At 52.7% G+C, this 25,095-nt stretch carries 24 protein-coding genes, 1 pseudogene and 1 riboswitch; of the genes and pseudogenes, 13 read left to right on the top strand and 12 right to left on the bottom strand.

The features are described from left to right. Window positions 1–264: 264 nt before the first annotated feature. The 5 genes from manX to mntP all read left to right on the top strand — a co-directional run bounded on the left by manX (window position 265) and on the right by mntP (window position 4,429). Window positions 265–1,230 carry a PTS mannose transporter subunit IIAB gene (gene manX / locus ACOTXR_RS13250; protein ID WP_023330636.1) on the top strand — a complete coding sequence of 322 codons (966 nt, stop codon included), beginning with the start codon at window positions 265–267 and terminating at the stop codon, window positions 1,228–1,230. 47 nt (window positions 1,231–1,277) lie between these two features. Then, window positions 1,278–2,078: a PTS mannose transporter subunit IIC gene (gene manY / locus ACOTXR_RS13245; RefSeq protein ID WP_008500490.1), complete on the top strand. Its 801-nt coding sequence runs from the start codon at window positions 1,278–1,280 to the stop codon at window positions 2,076–2,078. A 12-nt stretch (window positions 2,079–2,090) separates the two neighbouring features. After that, window positions 2,091–2,942, top strand: a complete 852-nt coding sequence (locus ACOTXR_RS13240) for a PTS mannose transporter subunit IID (protein ID WP_047356850.1) — start codon at window positions 2,091–2,093, stop codon at window positions 2,940–2,942. 61 nt (window positions 2,943–3,003) lie between these two features. Continuing rightward, complete coding sequence (locus tag ACOTXR_RS13235) at window positions 3,004–3,462, top strand: DUF986 family protein (protein WP_050861732.1); 459 nt, start codon at window positions 3,004–3,006, stop codon at window positions 3,460–3,462. 199 nt (window positions 3,463–3,661) lie between these two features. Then, window positions 3,662–3,852, top strand: a riboswitch (yybP-ykoY riboswitch). 10 nt (window positions 3,853–3,862) lie between these two features. After that, window positions 3,863–4,429, top strand: a complete 567-nt coding sequence (gene mntP / locus ACOTXR_RS13230; protein ID WP_032629253.1) for a manganese efflux pump MntP — start codon at window positions 3,863–3,865, stop codon at window positions 4,427–4,429. On the opposite strand, the gene rlmA is transcribed toward mntP, so the two are convergent. From rlmA to mgrB, 6 genes and pseudogenes are all read right to left on the bottom strand, one after another. Next, a complete protein-coding gene (gene rlmA / locus ACOTXR_RS13225) occupies window positions 4,426–5,241 on the bottom strand; it encodes a 23S rRNA (guanine(745)-N(1))-methyltransferase (protein ID WP_058690978.1) in 816 nt (271 codons plus the stop codon). The genes mntP and rlmA overlap by 4 nt on opposite strands. Window positions 5,242–5,308: 67 nt before the next feature. Then, a complete protein-coding gene (ftsI, locus tag ACOTXR_RS13220) occupies window positions 5,309–7,027 on the bottom strand; it encodes a peptidoglycan glycosyltransferase FtsI (protein WP_058690979.1) in 1,719 nt (572 codons plus the stop codon). A gap of 218 nt (window positions 7,028–7,245) precedes the next feature. After that, window positions 7,246–7,455, bottom strand: a complete 210-nt coding sequence (gene cspE / locus ACOTXR_RS13215) for a transcription antiterminator/RNA stability regulator CspE (RefSeq protein WP_001062678.1) — start codon at window positions 7,453–7,455, stop codon at window positions 7,246–7,248. A 12-nt stretch (window positions 7,456–7,467) separates the two neighbouring features. Further along, window positions 7,468–7,612: pseudogene (locus ACOTXR_RS13210) on the bottom strand (DUF2627 domain-containing protein). Between the two features lie 671 nt (window positions 7,613–8,283). After that, on the bottom strand, window positions 8,284–8,574 hold the full coding sequence (locus tag ACOTXR_RS13205; protein ID WP_014884285.1) for a YebO family protein: 291 nt from the start codon (window positions 8,572–8,574) through the stop codon (window positions 8,284–8,286). A gap of 74 nt (window positions 8,575–8,648) precedes the next feature. Further along, entirely contained in the window at window positions 8,649–8,792 is a 144-nt protein-coding gene (gene mgrB, locus ACOTXR_RS13200) for a PhoP/PhoQ regulator MgrB (RefSeq protein ID WP_014884286.1), read from the bottom strand. 160 nt (window positions 8,793–8,952) lie between these two features. Between mgrB and ACOTXR_RS13195 the strand changes: the two genes are divergently transcribed. Further along, window positions 8,953–9,192, top strand: a complete 240-nt coding sequence (locus tag ACOTXR_RS13195; protein ID WP_014884287.1) for a YobH family protein — start codon at window positions 8,953–8,955, stop codon at window positions 9,190–9,192. 66 nt (window positions 9,193–9,258) lie between these two features. Here the strand turns inward: ACOTXR_RS13195 and kdgR are convergent, their stop codons facing one another. Continuing rightward, entirely contained in the window at window positions 9,259–10,050 is a 792-nt protein-coding gene (gene kdgR, locus ACOTXR_RS13190; RefSeq protein ID WP_014884288.1) for a DNA-binding transcriptional regulator KdgR, read from the bottom strand. A 178-nt stretch (window positions 10,051–10,228) separates the two neighbouring features. Between kdgR and ACOTXR_RS13185 the strand changes: the two genes are divergently transcribed. Beyond that, window positions 10,229–11,602 carry an MFS transporter gene (locus ACOTXR_RS13185; protein ID WP_014884289.1) on the top strand — a complete coding sequence of 458 codons (1,374 nt, stop codon included), beginning with the start codon at window positions 10,229–10,231 and terminating at the stop codon, window positions 11,600–11,602. A gap of 50 nt (window positions 11,603–11,652) precedes the next feature. Here ACOTXR_RS13185 and htpX read toward each other — a convergent pair whose 3' ends face one another. The 4 genes from htpX to ACOTXR_RS13165 all read right to left on the bottom strand — a co-directional run bounded on the left by htpX (window position 11,653) and on the right by ACOTXR_RS13165 (window position 16,076). Next, window positions 11,653–12,534, bottom strand: a complete 882-nt coding sequence (gene htpX, locus ACOTXR_RS13180; RefSeq protein ID WP_014884290.1) for a protease HtpX — start codon at window positions 12,532–12,534, stop codon at window positions 11,653–11,655. Between the two features lie 193 nt (window positions 12,535–12,727). After that, entirely contained in the window at window positions 12,728–14,776 is a 2,049-nt protein-coding gene (prc, locus tag ACOTXR_RS13175) for a carboxy terminal-processing peptidase (protein WP_058690980.1), read from the bottom strand. Window positions 14,777–14,795: 19 nt separating this feature from the next. Further along, on the bottom strand, window positions 14,796–15,482 hold the full coding sequence (proQ, locus tag ACOTXR_RS13170) for an RNA chaperone ProQ (protein WP_014884292.1): 687 nt from the start codon (window positions 15,480–15,482) through the stop codon (window positions 14,796–14,798). 96 nt (window positions 15,483–15,578) lie between these two features. Further along, entirely contained in the window at window positions 15,579–16,076 is a 498-nt protein-coding gene (locus tag ACOTXR_RS13165) for a GAF domain-containing protein (RefSeq protein WP_014884293.1), read from the bottom strand. Window positions 16,077–16,208: 132 nt separating this feature from the next. Between ACOTXR_RS13165 and yebS the strand changes: the two genes are divergently transcribed. The 4 genes from yebS (at window position 16,209) to ACOTXR_RS13145 (ending at window position 21,960) form a co-directional block, all read left to right on the top strand. Beyond that, window positions 16,209–17,492, top strand: coding sequence for a membrane integrity lipid transport subunit YebS (yebS, locus tag ACOTXR_RS13160; RefSeq protein WP_023330643.1), 1,284 nt, complete (start codon window positions 16,209–16,211; stop codon window positions 17,490–17,492). After that, window positions 17,461–20,094 (top strand): PqiB family protein, encoded by a 2,634-nt coding sequence (locus ACOTXR_RS13155; RefSeq protein WP_014884295.1) that lies wholly within the window; start codon window positions 17,461–17,463, stop codon window positions 20,092–20,094. Before yebS ends, ACOTXR_RS13155 begins: the two co-directional genes overlap by 32 nt. 77 nt (window positions 20,095–20,171) lie before the next feature. Then, on the top strand, window positions 20,172–21,614 hold the full coding sequence (rsmF, locus tag ACOTXR_RS13150) for a 16S rRNA (cytosine(1407)-C(5))-methyltransferase RsmF (RefSeq protein ID WP_045134186.1): 1,443 nt from the start codon (window positions 20,172–20,174) through the stop codon (window positions 21,612–21,614). Between the two features lie 106 nt (window positions 21,615–21,720). Continuing rightward, window positions 21,721–21,960, top strand: a complete 240-nt coding sequence (locus ACOTXR_RS13145; RefSeq protein WP_008500472.1) for a YebV family protein — start codon at window positions 21,721–21,723, stop codon at window positions 21,958–21,960. A gap of 34 nt (window positions 21,961–21,994) precedes the next feature. On the opposite strand, the gene pphA is transcribed toward ACOTXR_RS13145, so the two are convergent. Continuing rightward, window positions 21,995–22,639 carry a protein-serine/threonine phosphatase gene (gene pphA, locus ACOTXR_RS13140; protein WP_058690981.1) on the bottom strand — a complete coding sequence of 215 codons (645 nt, stop codon included), beginning with the start codon at window positions 22,637–22,639 and terminating at the stop codon, window positions 21,995–21,997. Between the two features lie 167 nt (window positions 22,640–22,806). On the opposite strand from pphA, the gene ACOTXR_RS13135 reads away from it, so the two are divergent. Together ACOTXR_RS13135 and ACOTXR_RS13130 are read left to right on the top strand one after the other, a co-directional pair. Next, the gene (locus ACOTXR_RS13135; protein ID WP_014884298.1) at window positions 22,807–23,748 is read left to right on the top strand and encodes a VirK/YbjX family protein; all 942 of its coding nucleotides are present in this window, start codon (window positions 22,807–22,809) and stop codon (window positions 23,746–23,748) included. Between the two features lie 174 nt (window positions 23,749–23,922). Next, window positions 23,923–24,819, top strand: coding sequence for a benzoate transporter (locus ACOTXR_RS13130; RefSeq protein ID WP_058690982.1), 897 nt, complete (start codon window positions 23,923–23,925; stop codon window positions 24,817–24,819). The last annotated feature ends 276 nt before the right edge of the window (window positions 24,820–25,095 follow it).

Here is a 25,095-nt window from a genome sequence, read left to right as displayed (position 1 = left end):
ATCAGAGACACCAGGTTTTAAGCAAAGATTTACGTTCTTTTGCAAAAACGCAATAAGACTAAATTTGTGTTGAGAATTTTCTCGATCGGGAAAGCTAAATTACGGATCTTCATCACATAAATTATTTTTTCACTGTCTAAAATAATTCCCGGAAGTCTTAGTTTTTTGAACTCTAACCCTTATCTGAATCGATTCGGTTCGCCAATACGATTCTCAGTACGTCTGCCCGGCAGGCGTATTAATGATAATAAAAGGAGGTAGCAAGTGACCATTGCTATTGTCATAGGCACACATGGTTGGGCTGCTGAGCAGCTACTCAAAACGGCAGAGATGCTGTTGGGCGAGCAGGAAAACGTCGGCTGGATCGATTTCGTTCCCGGTGAAAACGCCGAGACGCTGATTGAGAAGTACAACGCTCAACTCTCGAAGCTGGATACCAGCAAAGGCGTGCTGTTTCTCGTTGATACATGGGGCGGCAGCCCGTTCAATGCTGCCAGCCGTATTGTCGTCGATAAAGAGCATTATGAAGTCGTCGCCGGCGTTAACATTCCCATGCTGGTGGAAACCTTTATGGCGCGCGACGACAACCCGACGTTTGATGAGCTTGTCGCCCTGGCGGTTGAAACGGGCCGTGAGGGCGTGAAAGCCCTGAAAGCACAGCCGGTTGAGAAACCCGCTCCCGCGGCAGCAGCAGCACCGAAAGTGGCTACACCGGCAAAACCCATGGGCCCGAATGATTACATGGTCATCGGCCTTGCACGTATTGATGACCGCTTAATCCACGGCCAGGTGGCAACGCGCTGGACTAAAGAGACCAACGTTCGCCGCATTATCGTCGTCAGCGACGAAGTTGCCGCCGACACCGTACGTAAAACCCTTCTGACTCAGGTTGCTCCTCCTGGCGTCACCGCGCACGTGGTGGATGTCGCCAAGATGATCCGCGTTTACAACAACCCGAAATACGCGGGTGAACGCGTAATGCTGCTGTTTACTAACCCGACAGACGTTGAGCGCATTGTTGAAGGCGGCGTGAAAATCACCTCCGTGAACATTGGGGGTATGGCGTTCCGTCAGGGCAAAACGCAGGTCAACAACGCCATTTCAGTCGATGCGAAAGATATCGAGGCATTCAACAAGCTGAATGCGCGCGGTATTGAGCTGGAAGCCCGTAAAGTTTCCACTGACCAGAAACTGAAAATGATGGATTTGATCGGTAAAGTTGGGAAATAAGCCCGCGCCGGTTTTTCACATAAAGCTTATGTAATAGGAGAAGTACAATGGAGATTACCACTCTTCAGATTGTGCTGGTGTTCGTCGTCGCATGTATTGCGGGTATGGAATCCGTACTTGATGAATTTCAGTTCCACCGTCCTCTGGTGGCCTGTACGTTGATTGGTGCCGTTCTGGGTGATATGAAAACCGGTATCATCATCGGGGGTACGCTGGAAATGATCGCCCTCGGCTGGATGAACATCGGTGCTGCCGTTGCGCCAGATGCCGCGCTGGCCTCCATCATTTCGACCGTTCTGGTTATTGCCGGTCATCAGAGTATCGGTGCAGGTATCGCTCTGGCCATCCCTCTGGCCGCAGCAGGCCAGGTTCTGACCATTATCGTACGTACCATCACCGTTGCTTTCCAGCACGCGGCGGATAAGGCGGCCGAAAACGGCAACCTTACGGCACTCTCCTGGATCCACGTTTCATCCCTGTTCCTGCAGGCGATGCGTATCGCCATTCCGGCGGTTATCGTTGCGATCTCAGTCGGTACCAGTGAAGTCCAGAGCATGCTGAACGCCATTCCAGAAGTGGTCACCGGCGGTCTGAACATCGCGGGCGGTATGATCGTGGTCGTTGGTTATGCGATGGTCATTAACATGATGCGCGCAGGCTACCTGATGCCATTCTTCTACCTCGGCTTCGTGACCGCAGCATTCACCAACTTCAACCTGGTTGCACTGGGTGTCATTGGTGCCGTCATGGCAATTCTCTACATCCAGCTCAGCCCGAAATATAACCGCGTTGCGGGTGCCCCAGCGCAGGCTGCTGGTAACAACGATCTCGATAACGAACTGGACTAACAGGTGAGCGAAATGGTTGATATTACAAAAACTACCACCGAGAAAAAACTCACTCCGGGTGATATTCGTGGCGTGTTCATCCGTTCTAACCTGTTTCAGGGTTCATGGAACTTCGAACGTATGCAGGCGCTGGGCTTCTGCTTCTCCATGGTACCGGCGATCAAGCGCCTGTACCCGGAAAATAACGAAGCACGACGTCAGGCGATTAAGCGTCACCTGGAATTCTTCAACACCCATCCATATGTAGCCGCGCCGGTTCTGGGCGTAACGCTAGCGATGGAAGAGCAGCGTGCCAACGGCGCAGAGATTGACGATGGTGCGATCAACGGTATCAAAGTCGGTCTGATGGGTCCTCTGGCCGGTGTAGGTGACCCTATCTTCTGGGGTACGGTTCGTCCGGTCTTTGCCGCACTGGGGGCGGGGATCGCCATGAGCGGCAGCCTGCTCGGTCCTCTGCTGTTCTTTATCCTGTTCAACGCTGTGCGCCTGCTGACCCGTTACTACGGCGTGGCCTACGGCTACCGCAAGGGCGTGGATATTGTTAAGGATATGGGCGGCGGCTTCCTGCAGAAACTGACCGAGGGGGCGTCAATCCTCGGCCTGTTTGTGATGGGGGCACTGGTGAACAAGTGGACGCACGTGAACATCCCGCTGGTGGTATCGACCATCACCGGCCAGGATGGTCAGACCCGCGTCACCACCGTGCAGACTATCCTGGATCAGCTGATGCCGGGCCTGGTACCGCTGCTGTTGACCTTCGCCTGTATGTGGCTGCTGCGTAAGAAGGTGAACCCGCTGTGGATCATCGTTGGCTTCTTCGTCATCGGTATCGCGGGCTACGCTGTCGGCCTGCTGGGTCTGTAAAGCAGTAACGTGAGACGCCGGGGGCTTGCCCCCGGTTTTTTATCGGTTATCCGGAGGATGAATGACTGTCACGGACATCGTACTGGTTTTATTTATTGTTGCCCTTCTGGCTTACGCTATCTATGACGAGTTAATTATGCCTCGCCGCCACGGCGAGACGCTACTGACCCTTCCCCTCTTACGCCGCGGACGTATTGATGCGTTTATCTTCGCGGGTCTGGTGGTCATTCTGATCTACAATAACGTCACCAGCCACGGTGCAATATTAACCACATGGTTATTATGTGCGCTGGCATTAATGGCGATTTACCTTTTCTGGATCCGTTCGCCAAAACTCATTTTTAAAAAACACGGATTCTTCTTCGCCAACGTATGGATAGAATATAACCGCATTAAAGAGATGAATTTATCCGAAGACGGTGTGTTAGTGATGCAATTAGAACAACGCCGCCTGCTCATCCGGGTCAAGAATATTGATGACCTTGAAAAAATCTACACATTACTCCTTAAAACTCAATAATTTAAATTTATAGCATCGGCTATATATTACGCTATTTTCTCACCCTGAATATAGCCGTTGCTATATCTGCCATCCTCTTTTGACTTATATTCATTAACGATATTTTCACGCATAAACCTAAATGAAAATCGTTATCAAGAAAGCGAGTAAATTAAGCCTTCCTCGATGTTGTTTTATATTCTCAAAATATGTTAAGGTTGCGCCCGTCGTTGGGGAGTAGCCGATTTCCTGCACTCAGGAAATGTACGTGTCAACATACTCGTTGAAAAACGTGGCACGTACGGATCGCTTTCAGCACGCTTACGGTGCAAAAGAGATCAGGCGAGACCATAGATACATCAACTGCTGTTTACTGGGGGCAGTGATGTGTCATATGGATATCCCCGGTCTGGACGCTGTTATGAATATCTCCGCTACGATCCTTCTCGCTTTTGGCATGTCCATGGACGCTTTTGCTGCCTCCATTGGCAAGGGTGCCACGCTCCACAAACCTAAATTCTCAGAAGCACTGCGTACCGGGCTGATTTTTGGCGCCATCGAAACGCTGACACCGCTCATCGGTTGGGGTCTGGGTATGCTCGCCAGCCAGTTCGTGCTCGAGTGGAATCACTGGATCGCGTTCGTTCTGCTGGTGTTTCTCGGTGGCCGAATGGTCATCGAGGGTTTTCGCGGCGGGGATGATGAAGATGCGGAACCGCAATACCGCCATGGATTCTGGCTGCTGGTGACAACCGCTATCGCCACAAGCCTTGACGCCATGGCCGTCGGGGTGGGTCTGGCTTTCCTGCAGGTTAACATTATCGCCACTGCGCTGGCCATTGGCTGTGCAACACTGATTATGTCCACGCTGGGCATAATGGTCGGACGCTTTATCGGCCCGCTACTGGGTAAACGCGCCGAGATCTTAGGCGGTATCGTTTTGATCGGCATTGGTGCCCAGATCCTCTGGGCACACTTCGCGGGTTAAGCGTCGCGCTGCCAGACATGGATACTGAAATCTGTCTGGCAGCTAAACGTCGTCCGGGCCGCTAGCGCCGCCCAAACTTCCGGTTTTGCCCGCCACGCGAACGGCGTCATCTGCAACAGTGCTACCGCCTCCTGCCCCTCCAGATCCATTTGATACGCCACTGACTTCTCCTGCTTCAGCGTAAAACCGGCCAGCTGTTCAGAATGGGGGGCATGCAGACGCACGTCATCATAGATGAGCCCTTTCAGCTCCATCAGATGACGCGGGCCCGGCGTGACGGTGATGACCCATCCGCCCGGCTTCACCACGCGAGCCAGCTCTTCCGCCTTGCAGGGCGCATAAATGCGGATAACAGCATCCATGCTGGCATCGTCAAACGGCAGCCGGTGGCTGGATGCCACGCAGAACGTCACGTCCGCGTAACGCTTTGCCGCCGCGCGAATGGCCACTTTCGACACGTCGAGACCGAATGTTAAGGCCCCCTTCTCACGCACCACTTCCGCAAACCGCGCGGTGTAGTATCCTTCTCCACAACCGATATCCAGCATGGCGGACGCCGAATCAGGCAACATATCATCCAGCATCTGCGCAACTGTCTCCCGCAGCGGCAGATAGTGTCCGGCATCGAGAAATGCACGGCGTGCCTGCATCATCTCCGCACTATCGCCCGGATCGCGGGAGCGCTTATGCTGCACCGGCAGAAGATTCACATATCCTTCTTTCGCCATATCAAACTGATGTCCCTGCGGACAACGATAACTTTTATCTGAGCGCATCAGCGACGCATGACAAAGGGGGCAACTGAAGGACATGGCAACTCCGGGGCATAAACCAAAGGGCGAAGTGTACCGCTATTCGCCCCGCTATAAAACGGCTGGATTACCGCATGACGATAAGGTGGTCAGAACCGGCCGGGAGGCCATCAGGTTTTATATTCTCCAGGCGCAGCACGTTGCCCATGATTTCGCTGAAAACCGGCGCTGAAACCGCTCCACCGTAGTACGCCCCGTTTTGAGGCTCGTTAATCACCACGACCAGCGCAAAACGCGGATCGCTCGCAGGCGCGACGCCCGCGGTATAGGCGACATATTTATCGACATATTTGCCGCTGTCATCAATCTTCTTCGCCGTACCGGTTTTTACCGCCACGCGGTAATCACGCACCGCGGCCTTAACGCCACCGCCACCGGGTAGCGCAACGCTCTCCATCATATGCTCCACCTCATGCGCGATCTCCTCCGGCATAAAGCGGTGCCCGATAACGGGGGGATCGATGCGGGTGATGGACAGGGGACGCTCCAGTCCAAATCCGCCAATCGTCGCATAGACGTGGGCAAGCTGGAGCGGCGTCACCATCAGGCCATAGCCGAAGGCAAAGGTCGCGCGGTCGAGCTGGCTCCAGTACTTACGCTGTGGCAACAGACCCGCGCTCTCCCCCGTTAAGCCAAGACCCGTGTTCGTGCCAAAACCAAAGTTCCGGTAGGTATCAAGAAGGTGCTGTATGGGCATCGCCAGCGAGAGCCGGGAGACTCCGGTATCGCTCGATTTCTGCAGGATCCCGGTCATCGTCAGCTCCGGGTAGTAGCCCACGTCGCGAATACGGTGTCCATCAAGTGTATAAGGATGGGTGTCAATCACGCTGTCCGGCTGGACCAGCCCCTGCTGCAGCGCCGTCATCAGCACCAGCGGTTTAACGGTCGAGCCGGGTTCGAACGTATCGCTAATAGCCCGGTTACGAAAATCGTTAATTGTCGCGCCTTCCCGGTTATTGGGGTTGAAGTCCGGGTAACTCGCCATGGCGAGTATTTCGCCGGTTGGGATATTGATCAATACCGATGCCCCTGACTCGGCCTTATTCCAGGCCACGGCATTATCCAGCGCGTCTTCGGTAATGGTCTGTAGCCGCTCGTCGATGCTGAGCTGAATGTTATGCGCTGGCGTGGGCGCAACTTCCGTCAGGTTTTCAACCACCCGGCCGTAGCGATCCTCCCTTACCTGTCGGACACCCGCTTTACCCGTCAGCTGAGTATTAAAGCTTTTTTCCACCCCTTCAATGCCCTGCCCGTCAATATTGGTGAAGCCAATCAGATTGGCCGCCACGTGGCCTGCCGGGTAAAAACGGCGCGATTCATCACGCAGGTTAATTCCCGGCAAATTCAGTTTATCAATCCATTTGGCCTGCGCAGGATCAACCTGACGAGCCAGGTAAATGAACCGGCCCCTGGGATTGGCGTTAATGCGCGAAGAGAGGGTATTCAGGGAGAGATGAAGCGCGCTCGCCAGCGCCTGCCAGCGATCGTCAAAACCAACGCCCCCTTTTGCGAGTACCGTTTTAGGGTCGGCCCATACGGCTCTGACGGGCACGCTGACCGCCAGAGGTCGGCCTTCACGATCCGTGATCATCCCTCGTGGAGCATCAATCGTCAGCTGACGCAGCGATCGCATATCTTCCTGCTTCACCAGGTTGTCTGGTTTGATGATTTGTAGCCAGGCAACACGACCCAGTAAAAAAGCCAGACTGCAGAAAATAGCAAAACAGAGCAGCGCAAAACGCGCTGGTGTGAAATTACCAGCGCTCATAATTAATTTCTTTTTCACCTGAACCCCAGAGCTGTTAAACAACGCTCTGATTTAACGGGAAAAGATGCGCTGAGGGAGGCGAAACTGTGCTTCTAACCTCGCAGCTTTGCAACAAGTTGCTAACGAGACAGAGGATAGTCATATTTTGAAAGATAGGGGCATAAAAAAGCCCCGCATTGTGCGAGGCTTTATGTCTGAGATTGAAGTGCTACGCGCTTCAGTCAGCAGCGGTTCGATCAGATAGCAGTTACGTTAACTGCAGCTGGGCCTTTCTGGCCGTCCTGAATTTCGAACTCAACGTTCTGGCCTTCAGCCAGAGTTTTGAAGCCGTTACCCTGGATTGCAGAGAAGTGTACGAACACGTCTTTGCTGCCGTCAGCAGGAGTAATGAAACCAAAACCTTTAGACTCGTTGAACCACTTAACTTGACCTTTAATCTTTGCCATTTGCAAAATTCCTTAGAGTGTTTTCTTAGCCCGCAGGCATTGACTGAGATAAAACTGAGACATTACTGCATGAGGCACTAATATAAGGTTCGGCAGAGAAGCGGTATTCAACGACAACGTGTTTACTCAGGACTTCTTTACTGAAAATGCCACACATAAACAGAACTGTACCTCGTTTGACCCAAAACGTGTTATCACACACTATGTTTAATATGGCAAGCCATTTTTAAACATGTCTCGATCCGCCGCACAAATTCGAACACTGTCTGTAAGGATTTGCACAATTATGCGCGATACACACAGACAGCTTAACGCTCTTACACAGGCTCTACGGTGCTTTCGCAAGCACTGTAATCTAAGACTTTTTTAACATAGCTCAATCATTACAATGCGTCCAGCAACCGTGAAAAGAAATCTTCGGAATTGATTGAGTTAGAACAAATTGTGAAAACTTATGCTTAAATCATTGCAACGGGGGCGTAATGTTTCAGGAAAAACTCAATGTTAATAATCCGCACCGAACTGTATTAAAATGCAGCAGGTAATAAGGAGGGTTATGCACCAAAATAATGAAATTTTTATGACGCTGCATCAAAACAAGGCAAGCAAAACGTTTCGATAAAAATAAAACATTTTTGAGCGTAGATACATACAGAATATATGCAACAATTCATCGCTTCGTTTATAAGGATAAATAATCGCCAGTTTTCAGTATCCTGAAAGTACTATTAACTGGTGCTAAATTATCTGCCTTACCACTTAACGCGTTTTCAGGGAGGGATTACACCTGGACTGAACCAGACCACAGTCCCTCCCGGGACACGGCAATCAGCGCTCAGCCACCAGACGGATAAAATCGTCCTGATCCTGGTTGTTTTCAGCGACAGCCTCTTTTGACTCGTCTTTCCCTTCCGGTTCGTTAGCCTCGCACAGACGACGCAGCAGCGCATTCTGACGCTTTTGCTGATCGAGCAGCGCTTCCAGCAGTTCAATCTGCTCGTTTGTACGGGAACTGGCACGGTTCACGAAAAACCAAATGACCAGACCCACCAGCAGAACAACCAAAGAGATCATCAGGGATGCTACATTCAGCAACCCTGAGTTCAGTAACTCACCCATTTCACCACCTCAATAAAAACGCCTATTTTACCACTGGTGCGAAGGAAGGAAATCACCTTAAGAAAAAATGCGTGCTACCACGGGATAAACTTATTGATTGCGCAAACGCCGCTAAAAAACTGTACATCCTGATCGCACATCACATTGATCGTCTGCGTCCATAACACCACGCACGCTATCAGTACGACAATCAGAATCACCCAGCGTATTTTTTTCACTCCACACTCCGTCTAAAGACCTGATACAACCAGGTTATCACGGTGACCTTAAACAAGGACTAACTGTACCAACATCAGGTCTTTTTCAGAATCCTGCACTTGTTTCATTACGTAAACCGTTTAGGCTAGCCTCATGATAACAACGATAAAAGAGGTAACAATGCGCGTAATTATTCGAACGATTATAGTACTGGCGATACTCTGGATTGGACTTTTGTTAACCGGCTACGGTGTGCTTGTGGGAAGCACCGAAAATGCAGCAGGCTTAGGTATTCAGTGTAAGTACGTAACAGCACAAGGCGTAAGCACGGCGCAGTATCTCCATTCTGATAGCGGCATCATTGGTTTAACCAACTGCCCGGTACTGAGAAAGATGTCCGTCGTGGTTGATAATGGCTAACTGGCCTGGTTAACCACTGACGAAAAACGCCGCAGAAAATGCGGCGTTTTTTTATGCTAAAACGCGTTAAAAGGGATAGTCGTGATAGCCCATCTGCTCGGAAATCTTACGCGCGGCAGTGTGCAGAATAGCCACATACTCGTGCAGACGCTCTTCTGAGAATCGCAGGGTTGGGAAAGAGATACTTAAACCCGCGATCACCACGCCAAAACGGTCAAACACCGGAACGCCGATGCAGCGCAGCCCTTCTTCCTGCTCTTCGTTATCTTCGCCGTATCCTTGTTCACGCACCTTGTCGAGTACCGTTAACAGTTCATCAGTATTGGTAATGGTTCGTTCCGTGCTGCGTTTATATTCCACACCATCAAGGATCTGCTTCACCTCTTCGCGATCGCGCCACGCCAGCAGAACCTTGCCAATTGCCGTGCTATAAAGCGGGTTGCGGCGGCCAATGCGCGAATACATACGCAGGTTGTACATGGAGTCGATTTTATGGATGTAAACAATGCTGTCTTCATCCAGTGCACCCAGGTGGATGGTCTCTTTGGTCAGACGGGAGATCTCACGCATCTGAATGTCCGCGCTGCGGATCAAATCAACGTTTTGCAGCGCCCGGGCACCCAGTTCGAACAGCTTTAGCGTCAGAGAGTATTTTTCAGACTCTCCTTCCTGCGCTACATAACCCAGTGACTTCATGGTTTGCAAAAAGCGGTAAACGGTGCTTTTCGACATCATCACACGCTGCGACAACTCTGTAATACCAATTTCACGCTCTTCTCCGAGCGCCTGTAAGATGCCAAACACTTTCAGCACGGAAGAAACAGAATCTGGCTGTTTATCCAAATCCGCAATTGCCATTTACCACCTCATAGAGAGTGTTTTATAAAAATCAGAACCGGTTTTTATTATAAATTCCTGTGATGTTACCTGCAATCAATGCGCGTTTGTTTCGTTACAAATCTGCGACATATAACGGCGTTAACAGTGCTAAAATCGTTACCCTGAGAATAATTTCACCCTGAGCTTTTTATCCCCGATGGAAAAGAACCTTTCCGATGGTCTGCCTTTGCCCCTGCGGTACGGCGCCATTGCTACGATTATTATTGGGATCTCAATGGCCGTCCTCGATGGCGCGATTGCGAACGTTGCCCTGCCCACTATCGCCAGCGACCTGCAGGCCTCCCCGGCCAGCTCGATATGGATTGTTAACGCCTATCAGATTGCGATTGTGATTTCCCTGCTCTCCTTCTCTTTCCTCGGCGACATGTTCGGCCACCGTCGGGTCTATCAGTGCGGCCTGGTGGTGTTCACCTTTACCTCGCTGTTATGCGCCCTGTCTGACTCATTGCACACGCTGACGCTGGCGCGCATAGCGCAGGGCTTTGGCGGTGCGGCGCTGATGAGTGTAAATACGGCATTGATCCGCTTGATCTATCCGCAACGCCACCTTGGACGCGGGATGGGGATAAACTCGTTTATTGTCGCGGTTTCCTCCGCCGCCGGACCAACAATTGCAGCAGCCATACTTTCTGTTGCCTCATGGCAATGGCTCTTTGCCATAAACGTGCCGCTGGGTATCGTGGCTATCTTCTTTGCCCTGCGTTTTCTTCCTGCTAACGGCCCCAAAAGTACCATGCCGCGTTTTGACGTCCCCAGCGCAGTGATGAATGCACTGACCTTTGGTCTGCTGATTACAGCCCTGAGCGGCTTTGCTCAGGGGCAATCCATGGCGCTTACCGGCATCGAGCTTATCGCCCTGCTGGTAACAGGATTCTTCTTTGTTCGCCGTCAGCTCGCCCTGCCCGTTCCTTTGCTGCCGGTAGATCTGCTGCGTATCCCCCTCTTTTCGCTCTCCATCTGTACGTCCATTTGCTCGTTCTGCGCTCAGATGCTGGCGCTGGTTTCTCTGCCCTTCTTTCTGCAAAGCGTGGTAGGACGTTCGGAGGTGGAGACCGGGCTGCTGCTAACGCCCTGGCCACTGGCGACGATGGTGATGGCGCCGCTAGCGGGTTACTTAATTGAACGTATCCATGCCGGTTTGTTGGGTGCGGTGGGACTGGCCGTCATGGCAACCGGCCTTTTCGCGCTGGCACTGTTACCGTCATCACCCAGCGATCTGGACATCGTCTGGCGCATGATCCTCTGTGGTGCGGGGTTCGGCCTGTTTCAGTCCCCCAATAATCACACCATCATCACCTCTGCGCCCCGTCACCGCAGTGGCGGCGCCAGCGGGATGTTGGGAACTGCGCGCCTTCTGGGGCAAAGCAGCGGCGCGGCGCTGGTTGCCCTGATGTTTAACCTTGCCGGGCAAAACGGTAACCACGTTGCGCTGCTCACCGCCGGCGCGCTTGCCACCCTCGCGGCCATCGTCAGCGGTCTGCGCGTTACCCAGCCCAGGGTTCAGGCATAAAAAAAGCCGGGCGGAGAATACGCCTGCCCGGCTTATTGTGACGCTTCGCGTTACTTCAGGTATTCCCCACTGCGCAGCGCTTCAATACGTTTATCCAGCGGCGGGTGAGACATAAACAGCTCACTGAGCGACTTTGATTTACCGTTGATGCAGAAGGCCATCATGCTGTTCGCTTCCTGCGGCTCGTAGCTGGTTTTCAGGCGCTGCAGGGCAGCAATCATCTTCTCGCGTCCCACCAGTTTCGCAGAGCCGGCATCCGCGTGGAATTCACGGTGGCGCGAGAACCACATGGTGATAATACTCGCCAGAATACCGAACACCAGTTCCAGCACCATCGACACGGCGAAGTAGATCAGCGGGTTACCGTTGCTCTCTTCACCTTCATCACGGTTGCCGCCCATAAAGCCCGCCGCAATCTGCGCCAGGATACGGGAGATAAAGATAACGAAGGTGTTCACCACGCCCTGAATCAGCGTCATGGTCACCATGTCGCCGTTGGCAATATGGCTGATTTCGTGAGCGATGACCGCTTCGGCTTCGTCACGGCTCATGTTTTGCAGCAACCCGGTGCTGACAGCAACCAGCGATGCATCACGACGGGCACCCGTGGCAAACGCGTTAATATCGGGCGCATGATAAATGGCCACCTGCGGCATGGCGATCCCGGCCTGACGGGATTGCTGAGCCACCGTATTCATCAGCCACTGTTCCATATCGTTACGCGGCTGCTCAATCACCTCACCGCCGACGGATTTCAGCGCCATCCACTTTGACATCAGCAGGGAAATGAACGAGCCACCAAAACCAAACAGCAGCGCCATAATCAACAGACCCTGAACGCTGCTCGACTGAATTCCTGTCAGGCTTAGCACGAGCCCGAAAACCACCATCACCGCCAGGTTGGTGAGCAGGAAGAGCGCGATTCGCATCATAATTTTCTTTTAACCTCAGTTTAACAAAGCGCACTATGCGATTACCCACATCGTATGGGTATTGCGGCTATTTTCAAGCATCCGGAGGGCGTAAGTCACCAGAAAGACACAACTTTACACAATTGGAAATCTGCCTGACGGAAGGATGCGGAACAAAAAGAAACAGGCACAATTTCTTGTGCCTGTTGGGGGATTATTTCGCCGGAGCGGGTTGCTCGGCAGGCTTATCTTTTTCCAGATTCGCCAGGTCGAGGGCAATATTCACCGTCTCGTCCAGGTAAGGATCCGGCTCCTGGTAATCTTTTGGCAGATCGTCCAGTTTCTTGAGCAGAGGCTTACCTTCACGCTTGAAGCGGTCGTTGATACGGGCCAGACGCGTGGCATCGTCTTCGTTGTTCTCTTTCTCACGCTGGGCGTAGTTCAGAGAAACAATATTCCGTTTATCCTTCAGGGCATTGAAACGCGCAATGTCCTTCATGATGTACTGGAATTCCGGATCTTTCGCGATGCGGTCGTTATGCGCTTTCAGCAGTTCAGGGCCAAATTGCGTCATATCACCCGCTTTCACGTAGGTCGCAGCATTGATGCTGTCCCACGGTAACGCGTTATCTTCAAACTTCTCGCCCGTTTCGGTCTCTTCCGTACCTGTCGGCATCATGATATCCGGCGTGACGCCTTTACGCTGCGTACTGCCGCCGTTGACGCGGTAGAACTTCTGAATGGTGTACTGCACTGAACCCAGCGCAGGCCATTCCGGACGCAGCATCTGATCGTAGATACGGTTCAGCGATCGATACTGCTGAACGGTGCCTTTACCAAAGGTTGGCTCACCCACGATCAGCGCACGGCCGTAGTCCTGCATTGCCGCGGCAAAGATCTCAGACGCAGACGCACTGAAGCGGTCGACCAGCACGACCAGCGGGCCTTTGTAGTAGACCACACCGTCGTTGTCGGCATCTTCACGGACTTTACCGTTGTTATCACGCACCTGAACCACAGGGCCAGACGGGATGAAGAGGCCAGAGAGCGATACCGCTTCTGTCAGCGCACCACCGCCGTTGCTGCGCAGGTCAATGATGACGCTGCTGACGTTCTGTTTCTCAAGTTTCTGCAGCTGAACCTTCACATCGTCGGTCAGCCCTACGTAGAAGCCAGGGATATCCAGGACACCCACCTTCTCTTTACCCACGGTTTTCACCGACATTTTCACCGCGCGGTCTTCCAGACGGATACGCTCACGGGTCAGGGTAACGATACGGGTTTTAGTGCCTTTACCCGCTGGTAGAATTTCCAGACGAACTTTGCTGCCTTTCGGACCTTTAATCAGCGCAACCACGTCGTCAAGACGCCAGCCAATGACATCGACCATGCCTTTACCGGTTTGTCCGACCCCGACAATGCGGTCACCTACGCTGATCGCTTTGCTTTTGGAGGCCGGGCCACCCGCCACCATGGAATTGATCACGGTGTAATCATCATCCATCTGCAGTACCGCACCGATACCTTCCAGAGACAGGCTCATTTCGGTATTGAACTGTTCGGTGTTGCGCGGGGAGAGATAGTTGGTGTGCGGATCGATTTCGTGCGCAAAGGCCGTCATTGCCAGAGAGAAGACATCCTCACTGTTGGTCTGCGCCAGACGACGAATGGCAAATTTGTAACGACGCGTCAGCGTGTCACGGATCTCTTTTTCATCTTTGCCGGTCAGCTTGAGACTCAGTTCGTCGTATTTGACCTTTCCGTCCCACAGCGCATTCAACTCGGCTTCATCTTTCGGCCACGGCGCTTTGCTGCGATCAAGATTAAAATTGTCGTTGCCGGTGAAGTCCATCGGACGTTCGAGCACTTTCAGGGCGTACTGATAGCGTTCAAAGCGGCGCTTTTGCGACAGGTTGTAGAGGTCATAGAAAAGATCCAGCTTGCCTGACCGCAACTCATCACCCACTTCGGATTTGCGCTTAGCGAACTGCTCGACATCACTGGCGAGCAAAACGTTATGGCTGTAATCCAGCAAGTTCAGATAGCGGTCAAAGATTTTGGCCGAAAAGGCCTGATCGAGATCGAACTGACGATAGTGCGAGCGGGTGAAACGAGACGTCACGCGCTCGCTCACCGTCGCGTGCTGCGTCTCTTCCTTGAGTACCGGAATTTGATCAACACGCGTGATATCGTCCACTGCGAAAGCATGGCCTGTTATAGCAAACAGACCCGCCAGCGCGGTGAGCTTAAAAAAAGTGTTCATGCCAGGCTTGGCCTCCGTTTCAGAACAACAAGTGTTCTGCGCGTACAATCATTGACATACCAGAAGTCAGCTGTACACGAACGCCATCTTTGGTGATTTCCAGTACGGTGGCGTCCATAGCATTGTTGCCCGCTTTGACCTTCAGCGCCTGACCCACGCTCAGCGCGTTGATGTCAGAAACCGGGGTATGGCGCGGCTCTTCACGAGGCGCACGTGGGGCTTTGGCTGCTGGTTTGTCTGCACGCGGTTTGCGATCGTTATTATCGTGACGACGCGGCGCAGGGCGCGGTTTACGCTCACGACGAGGCGCTTCTTCCTGGCCGTTTGCCGCTGCGGCTTCGCGTTTTTTCGCTTGCTGTTCTGCACGTTGTGCCTGAACGCGTGCTTTGGCTTCTTCAAGCTGCTTGCGTGCGTGTTCAACGTGCTGCTCGTCCAGCTCACCACAAGGGTTGCCGTCGAGATCCACGCGAGTCGCGCCCGGTTTGATACCGTACAGGTAACGCCAGCTCGAAGTATAAAGACGTAAGGCAGAACGCAACTGAGTTTTGCTGAGGTTCATTTCCCCCTCAACGCGCGCTACCAGATCCTGAAAAATACCGACTTTCAGGGGACGAGCTTCACCTTCCGCGCTGAAGCACTGCGGGAAACGCTCGGCCAGAAATGCGATAACTTCTTTACTGCTATTCAACTTAGGTTGATTTTCCATGAAATTTCCTGATTACAACGGACGTTGCCAACAAGCGCAGGCATGAACAGGCGTCATTATAATGACGCTATCAGTAAATGCTACGTTATCCGTTGATTATCCTGCGACGCTCGCAAAGAATTTTTGATAATCGGTGCCGGCAAGGACGTTTTCCAGATTCGCCACCAGCTCGCGCAGCCCTTGCTCGTCCTCGGTTGTGAAGCGACTGAAGACGGTACTGTCGATATCCAAAACGCCAATAATCTGATTTCTTACCACCAGCGGCAGTACGATCTCAGAATTACTGGCGGCATCACAGGCGATATGCCCGTCAAACGCATGAACATCTTCCACACGCTGTACCTGATTCTCGGCCACCGCAGTACCGCATACACCGCGCCCGACCGGAATACGCACGCAAGCCAGTTTGCCCTGGAACGGGCCAAGTACCAGCGTGTCACCTTCCAGGAGGTAAAAGCCAGCCCAGTTCACGTCAGAGAGACGTTCGAACAACAATGCGCTAGTATTTGCCAGAGTGGCTAAGAAGCTGGTCTCACCCGCCATCAATGCCTTAAAATCGCGGTTCAGATCCGCGTAGAATTCTGTTTTGTTCATTATTCAATCACTTAGTTGTCTTACAAAATTACCGCATAGCCTATTAAAATAAGCATTAAATGCGCTCATGCTCAAGATGAATCCGTTCATGAGTTAATATAACGTTCAACAATACTTATTTGTGCGCAGCTGATGGCCTTAAAAACAACCAAAATTACGCCGACAAAAAAGATAACGGTCCATACGGTAAGAGACGCTTTGCCTCGTGCACATTATCAGCGTTGCCCCCAGTGCGATACGCTTTTTATGTTGCCGAAGATGAAATCGCACCAAAGTGCCTTTTGCCCCCGATGTGACGCGAAAATTCGTGACGGCCGAGACTGGTCGTTAACCCGTCTGGCCGCCATGGCCGTCACCATGCTGCTGCTGATGCCCTTCGCCTGGACCGAGCCCCTGCTGAAGCTCTACCTGCTTGGCGTACGCATTGATGCCAACGTGCTGCAGGGAATCTGGCAGATGACCCGCCAGGGCGATCCGATTACCGCTGCCATGGTGCTGTTTTGCGCCGTTGGCGCGCCACTGGTGCTGGTTGCAGCCATTGCCTATCTGTGGTTTGGCAACATCCTGGGGATGAATCTTCGCCCGGTGCTGCTGATGCTGGATAAACTCAAAGAGTGGGTGATGCTGGATATCTATCTGGTCGGTGTGGGCGTGGCATCAATTAAAGTGCAGGATTATGCTTTTCTGCAGCCGGGCGTCGGGCTTTTTGCCTTTATCTGCCTGGTGCTGCTCAGCATCCTGACGCTGATCCACCTGAACGTTGAGCAACTCTGGGAGCGTTTTTACCCTCAGCGCCCTGCCACCCGTCCGGATGAGAATCTCCGCGTCTGTCTGGGATGCCATTACACCGGGTTGCCCGATCCCCGTGGGCGCTGTCCGCGCTGCCACATACCCTTGCTGCATCGACGCAATAACAGTCTGCAAAAATGCTGGGCGGCGCTGATTGCCTCCCTGGTGTTCTTGATCCCCGCCAATATGCTGCCGATTTCCATCATTTACGTGAATGGTGCCCGTCAGGAGGATACAATCCTCTCCGGCATTATCTCCCTGGCGCACAGCAACGTTGGGGTGGCGGCCATCGTCTTTATCGCCAGTATCCTGGTTCCTTTTACCAAAGTCGTGGTGATGTTCACCCTGCTCATCAGCATTCACTTTAAGTGTGAACAAGGATTACGAACCCGAATACTGCTTCTGCGATTTGTCACCTGGATTGGCCGCTGGTCCATGTTGGATCTGTTTGTGATTTCGCTGATGATGTCGCTAATAAATCGCGACCAGTTACTTGCTTTTACTATGGGACCCGCAGCTTTTTATTTCGGCTCTGCGGTGATATTGACTATTCTTGCTGTGGAATGGCTGGATAGCCGCTTACTTTGGGATGCACATGAGTCAGGAAACCCCCGCTTCGCCGACTGAAGCGAGAATTAAAACTAAACGCCGCATTTCGCCATTCTGGTTGCTGCCTGTCATCGCCCTGATGATTGCAGGCTGGCTTATCTGGACGAGCTATGAAGATCGCGGAAGTACCGTCACCATTGATTTCCAGACCGCCGACGGCATCGTCGCCGGACGAACCCCCGTTCGTTTTCAGGGGGTTGAAGTCGGTACGGTTCAGGACATCTCACTCGGAAAAGGGCTGAACAAAATTCAGGTGCGGGTCAGCATTAAATCGGACATGCAGGACGCGCTGCGCAGCGAAACGCAGTTCTGGCTGGTTACGCCGAAGGCGTCTCTGGCGGGTGTCTCGGGGCTGGATGCGCTGGTTGGCGGTAACTACATCGGTATGATGCCAGGCAAAGGCGAACCGCAGGATCACTTTGTCGCGCTGGATACGCAGCCAAAATACCGTCTCAATAACGGCGATCTGATGATCCATCTGCAGGCGCCGGATCTCGGCTCACTGAACAGTGGCTCGCTGGTCTATTTCCGAAAAATTCCGGTGGGTCGCGTTTACGATTACGCCATCAATCCGAACAAACAGGGCGTGACCATCGATGTGCTGATCGAACGCCGATTCACCAACCTGGTGAAAAAAGGCAGCCGCTTCTGGAACGTGTCTGGCGTAGATGCCGACCTCAGCCTGAGCGGTGCTAAAGTGAAGCTGGAGAGCCTGGCCGCACTGGTAAACGGGGCGATTGCCTTTGACTCCCCGGAGAACTCCAGCCCTGCTGCTGCCGATGATACGTTCGGGTTGTATGCTGATCTGGCGCACAGCCAGCGAGGGGTGATCGTCAAACTTGTTCTGCCCGATGCGAAAGGTCTGAAAGCCGGATCAACACCGCTGATGTATCAGGGTCTGCAGGTAGGTCAGCTCACCAAAATGACGCTCAACCCTGGCGGCTCGGTGACGGGCGAAATGACCGTCGACCCCAGCGTGGTCGATCTCCTGCGCGAGAAAACGCGTATCGAGATGCGCAGTCCGAAGCTCTCTCTTAACGATGCCAGTCTCAGCACTTTGCTGACCGGCAACACGTTTGAACTGATCCCCGGAGAAGGAAAGCCAAGCAACAACTTCGTGATCGCCCCGGCGGATAAAGCCCTGCTGCAAAAACCGGGCGTTGTGACGGTTACGCTAAATGCACCCGAAAGTTATGGTATTGAAGCCGGTCAGCCGCTAATCCTCCACGGTGTCCAGGTGGGTCAGGTTCTGGAGCGAACGCTTTCCGAAAACGGCGTGAGCTTCTCGGTAGCGATCGATCCGCAATACAGCAACCTTGTCCATGGCGACAGTAAATTCGTGGTAAACAGCCGCGTCGATGTGAAGGTAGGCCTGGACGGCGTAGAGTTCCTTGGTGCCAGTGCCAGCGAATGGGTTAACGGCGGCATTCGCATTTTGCCGGGCGATAAAGGCCCCATCCGCGAAAATTACCCGCTGTATGCCAACCTGGACAAAGCGATTGAAAACAGCCTGAGCGATCTGCCGACGACCACGCTGACCTTGAGCGCCGAGACGCTACCGGACGTCCAGGCGGGTTCTGTGGTGCTGTATCGCAAGTTTGAAGTCGGGGAAGTGATCGCCGTTCGCCCGCGTGCGGACGCGTTTGATATCGAACTGCATATCAAGCCGGAGTATCGCAAGCTGCTGACGCCAAACAGCGTCTTCTGGGCCGAAGGCGGCGCGAAAGTTCAGCTTAACGGTAACGGGCTGACCGTGCAGGCCTCCCCGCTCTCACGCGCGCTGCGCGGCGCCATTAGCTTCGATAACCTCAGCGGTGCAGGCGCAAACCTGCGTAAGGGCGATAAGCGTATTCTCTTCCCGTCCGAAACCGCCGCGCGTGCCGTGGGTGGGCAGATTACCCTGCATGCGTTTGATGCCGGTAAGCTGGCGGAAGGCATGCCGATTCGCTACCTGGGCATTGATATCGGCCAGATCCAGAAGCTGACGCTGATCACCTCCCGCAACGAGGTACAGGCCACCGCGGTGCTCTACCCGGAATATGTGCAGACCTTCGCCCGCACCGGTTCCCGCTTCTCGGTAGTGACGCCGCAGATTTCGGCCGCAGGCGTTGAACATCTCGACACTATTCTGCAGCCCTATATCAACGTCGAACCCGGCCAGGGCAATGCACGGCGTGATTTCGAACTGCAGGAAGCCACCATCACCGATTCGCGCTACCTCGGTGGCCTGAGCATTGTGGTGGAAGTCCCGGAAGCAGGCTCACTAGGCATCGGCACGCCGGTTCTGTTCCGCGGTATTGAGGTGGGTACGGTAACGGGTCTGACGCTTGGAACGCTCTCCGATCGTGTGATGGTGGCGTTACGTATCAGCGACCGTTACCAGCACCTGGTACGAAATAACTCGGTATTCTGGCTGGCATCTGGCTACTCGCTGGACTTCGGCCTGACGGGGGGCGTGGTGAAAACCGGTACCTTCAACCAGTTCATCCGTGGCGGTATTGCGTTTGCCACCCCGCCGGGCACGCCACTGGCGCCAAAAGCGCAGTCGGGGAAACACTTCCTGCTGCTCGAAAGCGAACCGAAAGAGTGGCGTGAATGGGGAACGGCTCTGCCGCGTTAATCTGAAAGGCTCCGGTGTCAACGCGCCGGAGCCTTTATGTTACACTGCGCACCTGAACTTTTCCCTGTGGTGTGCACGTGGCTCAAAACTCCGTATTTCTTCCTGAACAATTCCTTGCGCAAATGCGCGAGGCGCTTCCCTCTCACCTGTCGTTAGATGATTTTATCGCCGCCTGCCAGCGTCCGTTACGCCGGAGCATTCGCGTCAACACGCTGAAAATCAGCGTCGATGATTTTCTGACGCTGGTTTCCCCCTACAACTGGCAGCTTACGCCGGTGCCCTGGTGTGCAGAGGGGTTTTGGATCGAGCGCGATGACGAAGATGCCGTGCCGCTGGGAAGTACCGCAGAACATCTGAGCGGTCTGTTTTATATTCAGGAAGCCAGTTCGATGCTGCCGGTTGCCGCCCTGTTCGCAGAAGGCAACGCACCTGAACGCGTGATGGACGTTGCCGCCGCGCCCGGCTCGAAAACAACACAAATTGCCGCCCGGATGGGTAATCACGGGGCGATTCTTGCCAACGAATTTTCCGCCAGCCGCGTGAAAGTCTTGCATGCCAACATCAGCCGCTGCGGTATCCAGAATGTCGCCCTGACGCATTTTGACGGACGCGTGTTTGGCGCCGCCTTGCCGGAAGCGTTCGATGCCATTCTGCTCGACGCCCCCTGCTCCGGCGAGGGGGTGGTGCGTAAAGATCCCGATGCGTTAAAGAACTGGTCTGTGGAAAGCAATCTTGAGATCGCTGCCACGCAGCGCGAACTGATCGACAGCGCCTTTCACGCCCTGCGACCCGGCGGCACGCTGGTGTACTCCACCTGTACCCTCAACCGCGATGAAAACGAAGACGTCTGTCTGTGGTTGAAAGCGCAATACCCGGATGCCGTTGAGTTCCTGCCACTTAACGATCTGTTTGCCACGGCAGATGAGGCCGCCACGCCGGAAGGTTTCCTGCACGTGTTCCCACAGATTTACGACTGCGAAGGGTTCTTTGTGGCTCGTCTGCGCAAAACTCAGGCGGTGGCTCCCCTGCCAGCCCCGAAATTTAAGGTCGGCAATTTCCCGTTCGCCCCGCTGAAGGGCCGCGATGCTGTGCAACTTAAAGCCGCCGCCAACAAGGTTGGGCTGATCTGGGATGAGAATCTGCACCTCTGGATGCGTGATAAAGAGATATGGCTGTTCCCGGCACCCATTGAGCCGCTTATTGGTAAAGTCCGTTTTTCACGTATCGGGATCCGCCTAGCGGAAGTGCATAATAAAGGGTACCGCTGGCAGCACGAAGCGGTCATCGCCCTGGCGGACAGCGATAACACGTTTGAACTGACGCATCAGGAAGCCGAAGAGTGGTATCGTGGTCGCGACGTTTACCCGGAAACTACCCCGTCTCAGGATGAGGTTATTGTGACGTATCAGGGCTTCCCGTTGGGTCTGGCGAAAAAGGTCGGCTCGCGGCTGAAAAATAGTTATCCGCGGGAGTTGGTCCGCGATGGCCGGTTGTTTACGGGTAACAGTCCCACCGACTAAAAAAAAGCGCATTTTTTTACTGGCGATTTTGCTCTCCTTGTCTACGATCAAAAATGGATGCCCATACTGGTCATACCAGATTCTGAAAACCGACCCGGAGAGCACTATGACGAAAACCAGCGTGCGTATTGGCGCTTTTGAGATCGACGACGCAGAGCTGCGCGGCGAAGCACAAGGCGATCGAACGTTAAGTATTCCCTGCAAGTCCGACCCGGATTTGTGCATGCAACTCGACGCATGGGATGCGGATACCAGCGTCCCGGCGATACTTGATGGCGAACACTCTGTTCTTTACCGTGAGCATTACGATAGCAAAACCGATGCCTGGGTCATGCGCCTTGCCTGACCTAAAGAGAACCCGCCCGAAGGCGGGTTATTTATTACTGTAGCTGTGCCAGCGTGAAGTAACCGTCGAACACCGCTCCGGTATCAATATAGTGCAGGTTATCAAAATCATACCGCCTGTCGACGGGCGTATGCCCGAACCAGAAATGATCCGCACCGCTAATCCCCTGCCCTTTGCCCACCATAAAGCCCATCAACCTGTCGCGATCCCACAGCACGCGCTGGGCGCTCACCGGTTTTTGCCAGCGGTATTCCGCGGCGGGGTAATCTGCGTGCGCAATAACATTGAGACCGTTTGCGCAGGTTATCTCGATAATATGCGGCAATTCGCGGCAGGCGTTTAGTAACGTTCGCGCCAGCGCCTGCTGCTCGCGATCAAGGCGCGTAAACCACACTCCACCATTCATCGCCCACAGCGCAGAATCGTTATTGTCCAGACTTTCCATTGCCATTTGCTCATGGTTACCCCGCACGGCTCTGAACCATTTCTCATTGATGAGCTGCAGTGTTTTTACGCTGTCAGGACCGCGATCGATCAAATCGCCAACGGAAATAAGCAAATCCTCATACGGATTAAAATGGCGGCGTTTCAGTTCGTCCATAAGCCAGTGATAACAGCCATGTATATCGCTGACAACCCAGACGTGACGCCACATCCCACCCTCTATTCGCTGATACATAAGGCCTCCTTTAAACAGTATAGCCGCCGTATAAAAAGCAAAAGACGGGAGCGGTTCTTACAAAGTCAAACAAACGGTAAACCAACCAGAAATAAAGATCCTCACACTATTAATCCCTTATTCCTGGCTCCTTAGAATAGAGGCAGAAAAAAACGAGGGATCTTCACGTGTCTAATACACACCTGCATAACGATGTGTTCTACCCACATCGCACAAATATAATTTCCGAGCTGGTGAACGGCGAACGTGTCCCGGGACCCATCTGGCGGAAACGCGATTATCGGCTGAAGTTCCTTTTACGTTCGCTTCTGTTCTGGTCTTCCACCCGTCGCATGCTGGAAGCCCTTTCAGGGCGTGACGATTTCGACAAACTTCTCGCCGCTCAAATTACATTGCCCAGCAAGACCCATCGGCAGTATCTGATGCGTGGCCTGACCGCGAACGATCGCGCCGACGCTATCGTTAACCATTATTACTGGATCGATAGCCTGAAAGAGCGCGCCCTCGCCCAGGCGCTGACCAGCCCGCAGGAACAAACCGTTGTTCAGTTCCATGCAAAAGAGGGCGTGATCTATACGGTTAATGCATCCTCTGCCGGGAAAGCCGAGCGCGAAGGTGAGAGCACACTGTGGCTGCGCGATAACGAGGATACTTTGCTTGCCAGCCTGACCTTTAGCGTAGCCCGCAGCAACGGACAACGCGTAATAGTGATTGGCGGGCTTCAGGGCCCCCGCCGCTGCGTGTCGCGGGACGTCATTAAACAATCCACCCGCGCCTGTCACGGCCTGTTCCCTAAACGCGTGCTGATGGAAGTTCTTTTCCAGCTGGCCTTACAGTCATCTGTTAAGGCGATTTTTGCCGTCAGCGACGAGGGACACGTTTTCCGCGCATTGCGCTATCGCCTCAGCAAAGGCCGCCATTTCCACGCCAGCTATGACGAATTCTGGGATTCTCTGGGCGGTAAAAAGGTCTCCGGCTTCTGCTGGCAGCTCCCGCTGCAGATGGAACGCAAATCTCTCGACGAGATCGCGAGCAAGAAGCGTGCGGAATACCGCCGTCGTTTTGAATTGCTTGATGAAATTGAGGCGTCGGTAAAATCCCGCTTTTAACCGCAACAAGCACTTCCGCTAACATTACAAAGTATTCACGCTGTTTAAAAAAAGACTTATCAAGCCGAGCACCCTTGCTTATGTGTAGGGTGCTCAGTTAGCATTGTATGAAATGAAACAAGCTAATGCGTTGGAAAAAACGCGACGTAGACGGAAAAATTAAGGACTTCGATGATGGTTTATGACTGCTTCTTGTATTACGACGAAGATATGCTATTGGATATCAGGCTGAATACTCTAGGGGATGTGGTTGATCGCTTTGTTATCGTTGAATCAACGCATACTTTTACCGGCAAGAAGCGGCAACTGCACTTTGACATAAATAAATATCGTCAATTCGAAGATAAAATTATTTACGTTGTGCATGACGAAAAACCTATTATGAAAACATCTGACGATGAAAAGCAGATTCAAGATGCTATCACCGGGCAACATGATGGTCTTGTTGTGGATGCATGGGCGAATGAAGCTGCACAGAGAAATGCCATTATGCAAGGTTTGAAGCATGCCGAAGATGATGATTTGATTTTAATTTCCGATGTTGATGAGATCTTCTCACCTTCGGTTATCACATCTATAAACCCAAATAGGCTCTGCACAACCCTATATCAAAACTTTTATAATTATCAGTTTAACCTGCAGGTCTTTAATATCGATAATACCCCAAGAAAATGTAAATTACCTAGAGCCACAAAATATAAAAATCTCGTTGACTTTTTTGGCGGTGAACCTGAATCATTCAGAAACCTCAAACGCACCAGGAAAGTCAAAAGCTGGTCATGGTTTAAATGGAACTGGTTTAAGTTAAACAATCGAATTATTGACAATGGCGGATGGCACTTCTCATGGGTTATGACGCCTGAACGCATTTCTGAAAAAATGTCCACAATATCCCATACTGAATATGATCTTCCTGAGTTTAACAATCCAGAACATATTATGAAGGTTATTAAAAACGCGGAAGATATCTGGGGACGAGACAGGAAGTTAATCAAGCAAGAGCTGACAGCTCAAAACTTTCCTGAGTATCTTGTTAATAATAAAGTGAGCTTCAGAGATTTCATTATTTGATTTATGATTGCTGGATTTTCAGCGGGGCGGGGAGCGGGTTCGCCAACGTCCTACTGGCACCCCTTTTGCCTGATCAAAAATTTTTAACAAAGATCTCAAAAAACTCTGGACGTACGCAGTCCTGAGTATGTTATGGTTTGGAGAAGACAGGGAGTTGTCCAGCTATTATCTTGAGCTTCGGAGCATAACCGAAGAACTCCTTTGAGAAACATACAGATAAAAAGAGACCGAATACGATTCCTGTATTCGGTCCAGGGAAATGGCTCTTGGGAGAGA

Origin of the sequence: Enterobacter cloacae complex sp. IR53030 (genome assembly GCF_049238365.1) — a bacterium.
Lineage (GTDB): Bacteria > Pseudomonadota > Gammaproteobacteria > Enterobacterales > Enterobacteriaceae > Enterobacter > Enterobacter kobei.
Note: the sequence above shows the minus strand (reverse complement) of the source record. Positions and strands in the feature narration are given on the sequence as shown.

What these genes read in the sequence shown, in the direction of transcription:
- cspE (WP_001062678.1), bottom strand. Translation starts at nt 7,455, where the DNA reads ATGGCAAAGATTAAAGGTCAAGTTAAGTGGTTCAACGAGTCTAAAGGT.
- manY (WP_008500490.1), top strand. Translation starts at nt 1,278, where the DNA reads ATGGAGATTACCACTCTTCAGATTGTGCTGGTGTTCGTCGTCGCATGT.
- proQ (WP_014884292.1), bottom strand. Translation starts at nt 15,482, where the DNA reads ATGGAAAATCAACCTAAGTTGAATAGCAGTAAAGAAGTTATCGCATTT.
- rlmA (WP_058690978.1), bottom strand. Translation starts at nt 5,241, where the DNA reads ATGTCCTTCAGTTGCCCCCTTTGTCATGCGTCGCTGATGCGCTCAGAT.
- htpX (WP_014884290.1), bottom strand. Translation starts at nt 12,534, where the DNA reads ATGATGCGAATCGCGCTCTTCCTGCTCACCAACCTGGCGGTGATGGTG.
- pphA (WP_058690981.1), bottom strand. Translation starts at nt 22,639, where the DNA reads ATGTATCAGCGAATAGAGGGTGGGATGTGGCGTCACGTCTGGGTTGTC.
- ACOTXR_RS13240 (WP_047356850.1), top strand. Translation starts at nt 2,091, where the DNA reads ATGGTTGATATTACAAAAACTACCACCGAGAAAAAACTCACTCCGGGT.
- ACOTXR_RS13165 (WP_014884293.1), bottom strand. Translation starts at nt 16,076, where the DNA reads ATGAACAAAACAGAATTCTACGCGGATCTGAACCGCGATTTTAAGGCA.
- ACOTXR_RS13205 (WP_014884285.1), bottom strand. Translation starts at nt 8,574, where the DNA reads ATGGGTGAGTTACTGAACTCAGGGTTGCTGAATGTAGCATCCCTGATG.
- ACOTXR_RS13185 (WP_014884289.1), top strand. Translation starts at nt 10,229, where the DNA reads ATGGAAAAGAACCTTTCCGATGGTCTGCCTTTGCCCCTGCGGTACGGC.
- mntP (WP_032629253.1), top strand. Translation starts at nt 3,863, where the DNA reads ATGAATATCTCCGCTACGATCCTTCTCGCTTTTGGCATGTCCATGGAC.
- kdgR (WP_014884288.1), bottom strand. Translation starts at nt 10,050, where the DNA reads ATGGCAATTGCGGATTTGGATAAACAGCCAGATTCTGTTTCTTCCGTG.
- ACOTXR_RS13130 (WP_058690982.1), top strand. Translation starts at nt 23,923, where the DNA reads ATGGTTTATGACTGCTTCTTGTATTACGACGAAGATATGCTATTGGAT.
- yebS (WP_023330643.1), top strand. Translation starts at nt 16,209, where the DNA reads ATGGCCTTAAAAACAACCAAAATTACGCCGACAAAAAAGATAACGGTC.
- prc (WP_058690980.1), bottom strand. Translation starts at nt 14,776, where the DNA reads ATGAACACTTTTTTTAAGCTCACCGCGCTGGCGGGTCTGTTTGCTATA.
- ACOTXR_RS13235 (WP_050861732.1), top strand. Translation starts at nt 3,004, where the DNA reads ATGACTGTCACGGACATCGTACTGGTTTTATTTATTGTTGCCCTTCTG.
- ACOTXR_RS13155 (WP_014884295.1), top strand. Translation starts at nt 17,461, where the DNA reads ATGAGTCAGGAAACCCCCGCTTCGCCGACTGAAGCGAGAATTAAAACT.
- ACOTXR_RS13195 (WP_014884287.1), top strand. Translation starts at nt 8,953, where the DNA reads ATGCGCGTAATTATTCGAACGATTATAGTACTGGCGATACTCTGGATT.
- ACOTXR_RS13145 (WP_008500472.1), top strand. Translation starts at nt 21,721, where the DNA reads ATGACGAAAACCAGCGTGCGTATTGGCGCTTTTGAGATCGACGACGCA.